Raw genomic sequence first — 6,340 nt, 5'->3', positions numbered from 1 at the left:
GTTGATTGTTAAAGAACTTGAATTCGGTACTGCTTGCTACTTGTCGACAAAGCGTTGTGTTTGTCAGCAGCAGAGAAGAGAGAGTATGAAGCGTTTGGTGCGTCTCGTCAACCCCTCTTTTTTTCGTGTCGCTGTTGAAGCAACACATCTCATTATCATCGCAACTACTTGATTTCGCGGCGTTTCAAACAAGGAGGCGCACTATAGCAAGCGCGGATGAGTCTGGCAAGGGCTGGACAAACTTAAACATGGGTTGCGACACATAGTATTCGCCGCGGGCTACTATAGGTATCATTGCCTGAACACCACTAATGGCCAAACCTGGAGGGAACCTTGAAATCACCGTATCGAATCGCACTGGGCGCCGTCCTGGCCTTTGCGTGTACCGCCCCGCTTTCGCAACTGGCCCTGGCGCAGGCAAAGCCGGGCGCAGAAGCATTGTCCGTCGAGAGTTTTTTCAAGCCGAACGCGATCCAGGATGTGGACCTGTCGCCCTCCGGCCGCTGGATGTCGATCCGTGAACTGAATCCGGAAGGCCGCGTCCAGCTGAAGGTCATTGATCTCGAAGGGAAAGAACAGCCGCGCCTGGTGGCGAAATTCTCGCGACTCGACGTCGATGGCGTGGTCTGGATCAACGATGAGTGGATGGTGTTCACCACCCATGACGAGGTCAGCCGCAACGGCAAGACGACCGGCTCCGGCCTGGTCGCCGTGAATCGCGATGGCACCCGCATGCGCGAGCTGATCAAGAAGAAGTTCGATTCCGCTTTCCCATCCGGCGGTGCGCAGCCGCTGGAGCCGAACCACCGCATGATCGGCGTCGGCGCTCCAGGCACCAATGACATTGTCCTGGCCGAATACCATTACGATCCGAGCTACTCGGAAGTCACGCACACGACGCCACGTGTCATGAACGTGTCGACCGGCGGCGTGCGCTCGCTCTTCAAGGACCGCCCCGCCCCGCCGGGCAAGGTCAAGGGCTGGGTGATCGACGAGCTCGGCCAGGCTCGGGTCGGGTATGGCACCGATGGCCCGAACACGATCGTCTACCTGTCCGATGCGAAGACCGGCCAATGGCGCAAGATCGCCGAGTACGAATCGCTGAATGCCGACTTCACGCCCGAATACATCGACGAAAAGGACCAGCTGTTCGTCTCCGTGATCAATTCGTCGACGGGACTGTCCGAGATTCGCAAGTTCGACTTTGCCTCGGGCAAGCCCATGAAGGACGCCCTGATCGCCCTGCCTGGCTTCGACGCGGAGGACGTCTCGCCCATCACCGACCCGGGCAACAACACCGTGCATGGCCTGCGCCTGCTGACCGATGCCCAGAGCGTGGCGTGGTTCAGCCCTGCCATGCAGAAAATCCAGCAGAAGGCCGACGCACTCCTGCCCGGCCGCGTGAACATGCTGACCTGCCGCCCCTGCGCCAATCCGAAAACGGTGCTGATCTACTCCTACTCCGACACGACTCCCGGCGACTACCTGCTGTACAAGGCCGCCGAGGACAAGTTCGAACGCGTCGCCGAGGTGCGTCCAGGCCACCGTGCCGACCTGATGGCAAACAAGGAGCTGTACCGCGCCAAGACGCGCGATGGCGCCGACCTGCCTCTGTGGATCACGAAGCACGAGTCGGCCAGCGGTCCGCGTCCTGCCGTCGTGGTCGTCCACGGCGGTCCGTGGACCCGCGGCAGCGAGTGGCGCTATGACGCCGAGGCGCAGTTCCTGGCCACCCGCGGGTATGTCGTGATCGAACCCGAATTCCGCGGCAGCACCGGCTTCGGCTACACGCACTACCGCTCCGGCTGGAAGCAGTGGGGCCAGCTCATGCAGGACGATGTCGCCGACGCGCTGAAGTACGCCGTCGATAAAGGCTGGGTGGATCCGAAGAAGGTCTGCATCGCAGGCGGCAGTTACGGCGGTTATTCCACGCTGATGGGCCTGGCGCGCCACAAGGACCTGTACAAGTGTGGCGTCGCCTGGGTCGCCGTCACCGATCCGCGCCTGATGTTCACCGTCCACTGGTCCGACATCAGCGACGACGCCAAGCAGTACAGCATGCCGAAGATGATCGGCGACCTCGAGAAGGACGCTGCCATGCTGAAGGCGAACGCGCCGATCGAGCTGGCGTCCAGCATCAAGGCGCCCGTGCTGCTGGCGTACGGCGGCAAGGACCGCCGCGTGCCGCTGGTGCATGGCGAGAAGATGCGCGACGCGCTGTCGAATGCCGGTGTCAAGCCCGAGTGGGTCGTGTACGACGACGAAGGCCATGGCTGGGCCCGCACCACCAACCAGATCGACTTCTGGCGCCGAGTGGAACGCTTCCTCGGCCAGCACCTGAAGTAATGGAAGGCCTTGCCGGGGCGCCCTGCCCCGGCAATTTGCGCAACAGGCGAGCCGTTTTGGCGCGCCGGCGCATCGGTTTGGCGCAGTTGGGGGCGTTTTCTGAATACAATGTCGGATTCAGAAACACACCGGAGCCCAATTTGAACAGCATTTCCCAACGTGCAGCAGCCGCCCTCGTATTAGCCTGTGCCACCGCCGGCGCCAGCGCCGCAGACTGGAGCGATACCGCCATCAGCTATCGCTACGGCACCCAATTCGCCGAGCCATTCAACCCGGCGGACATCAAGAAGCACATCTTCGCGCTCACGCACGCAAGCGGCTACAAGTACGGCAGCAACTACTTCAATGTCGACCTGCTGCAGTCCGACAGCAACGATCCCGCATCGCTGAACCAGACTTCTGGCGCGCAGGAAGCGTATGTGGTGTACCGCCACACGCTCGACATCGGCAAACTGCGCGGGCACGACATCAAGTTCGGCCCGATACGCGGCGTCGGCGCCACCTTCGGCTTCGACTGGAACACCAAGAACGATGTCGGCTACAACTCGCGCAAGCGCATGCTGGTGGCAGGACCGACGCTGATGTGGGACGTCCCCGCGGGCTTCTTCAACACGAGCCTGCTGGCTCTCCACGAAAGCAATGCGCCAAGCGGCGCGTTCCCGCCCATCTCGAACGTCACGGGCCGCTACACCTATGACGTCCACCCTATGCTGAACGCGGTGTGGGCGATCCCGTTCGGCGAAGTGTTTTCGTTCGAAGGCTACGCCAACCTCATCGGCAAGAAGGGCCGCGACGAAGTCGGCAACCCGACCGGCGTCGAGACCAATATCGACATGCAGGTCATGTACGACGCCGGTATCGCCATGGGCCTGGGTAAGAACAAGTTCCGGGTAGGCGTCGAGTACCAGTACTGGCGCAACAAATTCGGCAACACGGGGGCGACCACGGGCGGCAAGGGTCATATCGCGCGCACGCCGATGATCCGGGCCGAGTACCACTTCTAAGCACAGCCAATGACAAAGCCCGCCTTCACCGGCGGGCTTTGTCCATGCGCGACGACTATCGCGCGCCGGCGCGCGCCAGCATGCGCTCCGCCCGCCTTGCCGGATCAGGGTGGCTCGATGTCAGCGGGTTGCTGCGGCCGGCATCCAGTTGCGCCAGCTTGTTGAACGCCGATGCCATCGCACGCACGTCGTGCTTGTGCTTCTTGAGGAAGTCGAAGCCGTAATCGTCGGATGCCATCTCGTCGGCCTGCGAGAACTGGGCCTGCAGCAGCTTCTTGATCGTATCGGCGTTGGCCGCGTACTTGTTGCCCGTTGCGGCGGCAGCCTTGGCGGCGCCGGACATCACGAGCGCCTTCTGCATCTGCGATTTGGAATGGCCAAGCTTGGCATGGCCGATCTCGTGCCCGATTACGCCGCGCAATTCGTCATCCGTCATCATGTCCATCAGGCCGGAGAACACGCGGATGCTGCCGTCGGGCGTCGCGAACGCGTTGACGTCGGGCGATTCGTACACCGCGAAATTCAGCTGCAAGCCATCTTCGTTCTGCAAGCCCGCCGTGAGTTTGGCGAGCCGCTTTGCATATTTGCTGCCGGCGGCCGCCATCGGCGCTTCCTGGTCCATCTGGCGCACTGCGAGGCGCGAGCTTTCCATGATCTCTGCGTCGGTGAGCGTGGCTGCCTTGACCATGTCCTTGCCGGCCCCGAACAGCCCGCGCAGGTCGTTCGCAGACACGCTGACGCTCAAGGCTGTGATGACTCCGACGAAAACAAAGCGGTGGATACTGTGCATGAGTTCTCCCTCGATGAGATTGGCCGAAGGAAACGATGACACAGTCGACATGCGATGTCCTTGCGCGGCAGCGCCCTGCCGGTTGAGGCCGCGCAAGGCTAAAAGACCGGGCTGATGAACCACTGGTCATAGCGATTCTGCTACCATCGGTGCTCGACAATTCACCGAGGTGCCGGAGGTGCATGTGCTTGTGATTCGCTCGACAGTCCTGATATGTGCAGCCCTCACAGCCACCTGGGCGGTGGCCGCCGAGTCCCCGCCTGCATCGCCGGCGCCTTCGCCGCCCGGCGCCGAGATGTTCTTCGCCAATTATCCCAACCAGAGCGTTTCGCTGTCTCCGTCCGGCCGGTTCATCGCGCTCGAGAGCAGCATCGATGGCGGCGCCATCAACCTGAAGGTGATCGACCTGGAGGGAAAGGAACCGCCGCGGATCCTCACCCAGTTCCAGGAGTTCGACGTCGTCGACAGTTACTGGCTGAGCGACGAATGGCTGGTCTTTGCCACGCGTGAGGGGCGGTACGTCAACGACCTGAGCGGGAGTGGCCAGTGGTACGTCAACCGCGCCGGCACCAAGACCAAGAAGATGAACTCCCCGCTCTCGGACATGGAACTGTTGGCGTACCTGGAGGACCGGAAATTCACCGATCCGGACAAGGCGATGCCGAAGCCGCCCGAGCGCCTGACCTCCACGATCTACGATAACCAGGAACTGCGCCGCGCCGGCACCATCCGCAAGGATGGAAGGACGCGCCACTACTGGCTGGACCGCCATACAAAAACCTGGAAGAAGATCGGCGACTTCGCATGGCTGAACGAAGAATTTACCCTCGGGTTCGTGAACGAGAAGGACGAGTTGTTCGTGTACGCGATCAACCCGGCCACCGCATTCAAGGAACTGCGCAAATTCGATTTCGCTACGGGCAAGCCGGCGGCGGAAGCCGTCCTCGCCTTGCCCGGGTTCGATGTGGCGTCTGCAAGGCCCATCCGTGATGAGGGAAGTAATGTCGTGCATGGACTGCGGGTCGTCACCGATTCGCCGGCGGTTGCCTGGTTCAATCCGAAACTGCAGGCGATCCAGCAAAAGACCGACGCGCTGCTGCCCGGCAGGGTGAACGCGCTTTACGCGAACTCGTATGCCGATCCACGTACCGTCCTGATCTATTCCTATGCCGACCGCACGCCCGGGGATTACCTGCTGTACCGGGTCGAGCAGGACCGGTTCGAGCGGATCGCCGCTGCCCGCCCGGAGATCAAACCGGAACAGATGGCCAGTCTCGAGCTGCACCGGATCGCTGCCCGCGACGGGGCCGACCTGCCCGTCTGGGTCGCCAAGACCGATGGAAACACGCCCCGACCGGCAGTCGTGCTCGTTCACGGCGGTCCGTGGGTACGCGGCGGCACCTGGACCTGGGACCCCGAAGTGCAGTTCCTTGCCACGCGCGGATATGTGGTGATCCAGCCGGAATACAGGGGCAGCACGGGGTACGGGCAGAAACACTACCGCGCGGGCTGGAAGCAATGGGGCCAGGCCATGCAGGACGACCTGGTGGACGCGCTGCGCTTTGCCGTCGACAAGGGCTGGGTAGATCCACAGCGCGTGTGCGTTGCGGGGGGCAGCTTCGGAGGTTATGCGGCGCTGATGGAACTGGCGCGGCGCAGCTCGATGTACCGCTGCGGCGTGGCATGGGCCGCGGTCACCGATCCGCGTTACATGTATGAGATCTTCTGGTCCGACATCACGGACGCCACTAAGGAGCATATGTTTCCACATCTGATCGGCGACCTGGAGAAAGACGCCGAGATGCTCAAGGCGAATTCGCCGGTGGAACTCGCAGCGCACATCAAGGCGCCGCTGATGCTGATGTATGGGGATTACGATTACCGGGTGCCGATCGCCCACGGGAAGCGGCTACGGGAAAAGATGCAGGCCGCGGGCATCGAGCCCGAGTGGGTCGTCTATGACCGCGAGGGCCATGGCCTGGCGCGCAAGAAAAACCAGATCGACTTCTACAAGCGCATCGAGCAGTTCCTGGCGAAGCACCTCAAATAACCGGCGCAGAAAGCAAAAAAGCCCGCTGACGTTTAGTCAGCGGGCTTCTTCTTATAACTAGCCTGACGATAACCTACTTTCACACTGGTTGCAGCACTATCATCGGCGCAAAGTCGTTTCACGGTCCTGTTCGGGATGGGAAGGGGTGGG

General features: G+C 62.0%; 4 protein-coding genes. 3 read left to right on the top strand and 1 reads right to left on the bottom strand.

Annotated elements, in window-relative coordinates; genetic code table 11:
• Positions 1-333: 333 nt before the first annotated feature.
• Both ACFSQR_RS13045 and ACFSQR_RS13040 read left to right on the top strand, forming a co-directional pair.
• Positions 334-2,346, top strand: coding sequence for an alpha/beta hydrolase family protein (locus tag ACFSQR_RS13045; RefSeq protein WP_377730291.1), 2,013 nt, complete (start codon positions 334-336; stop codon positions 2,344-2,346).
• A gap of 149 nt (positions 2,347-2,495) precedes the next feature.
• Positions 2,496-3,350 carry an outer envelope protein gene (locus tag ACFSQR_RS13040; protein ID WP_377730292.1) on the top strand — a complete coding sequence of 285 codons (855 nt, stop codon included), beginning with the start codon at positions 2,496-2,498 and terminating at the stop codon, positions 3,348-3,350.
• Positions 3,351-3,405: 55 nt separating this feature from the next.
• On the opposite strand, the gene ACFSQR_RS13035 is transcribed toward ACFSQR_RS13040, so the two are convergent.
• A complete protein-coding gene (locus tag ACFSQR_RS13035) occupies positions 3,406-4,083 on the bottom strand; it encodes a M48 family metalloprotease (RefSeq protein WP_377730290.1) in 678 nt (225 codons plus the stop codon).
• Between the two features lie 241 nt (positions 4,084-4,324).
• Here ACFSQR_RS13035 and ACFSQR_RS13030 point away from each other — a divergent pair, with 241 nt between their 5' ends.
• On the top strand, positions 4,325-6,190 hold the full coding sequence (locus ACFSQR_RS13030; protein WP_377730288.1) for an alpha/beta hydrolase family protein: 1,866 nt from the start codon (positions 4,325-4,327) through the stop codon (positions 6,188-6,190).
• Positions 6,191-6,340 lie beyond the last annotated feature (150 nt).

The sequence above is a fragment of the Pseudoduganella sp. GCM10020061 genome (genome assembly GCF_042683405.1).
Classification (GTDB): domain Bacteria; phylum Pseudomonadota; class Gammaproteobacteria; order Burkholderiales; family Burkholderiaceae_D; genus Telluria.
This window is presented reverse-complemented; position numbering and strand designations above follow the sequence as displayed.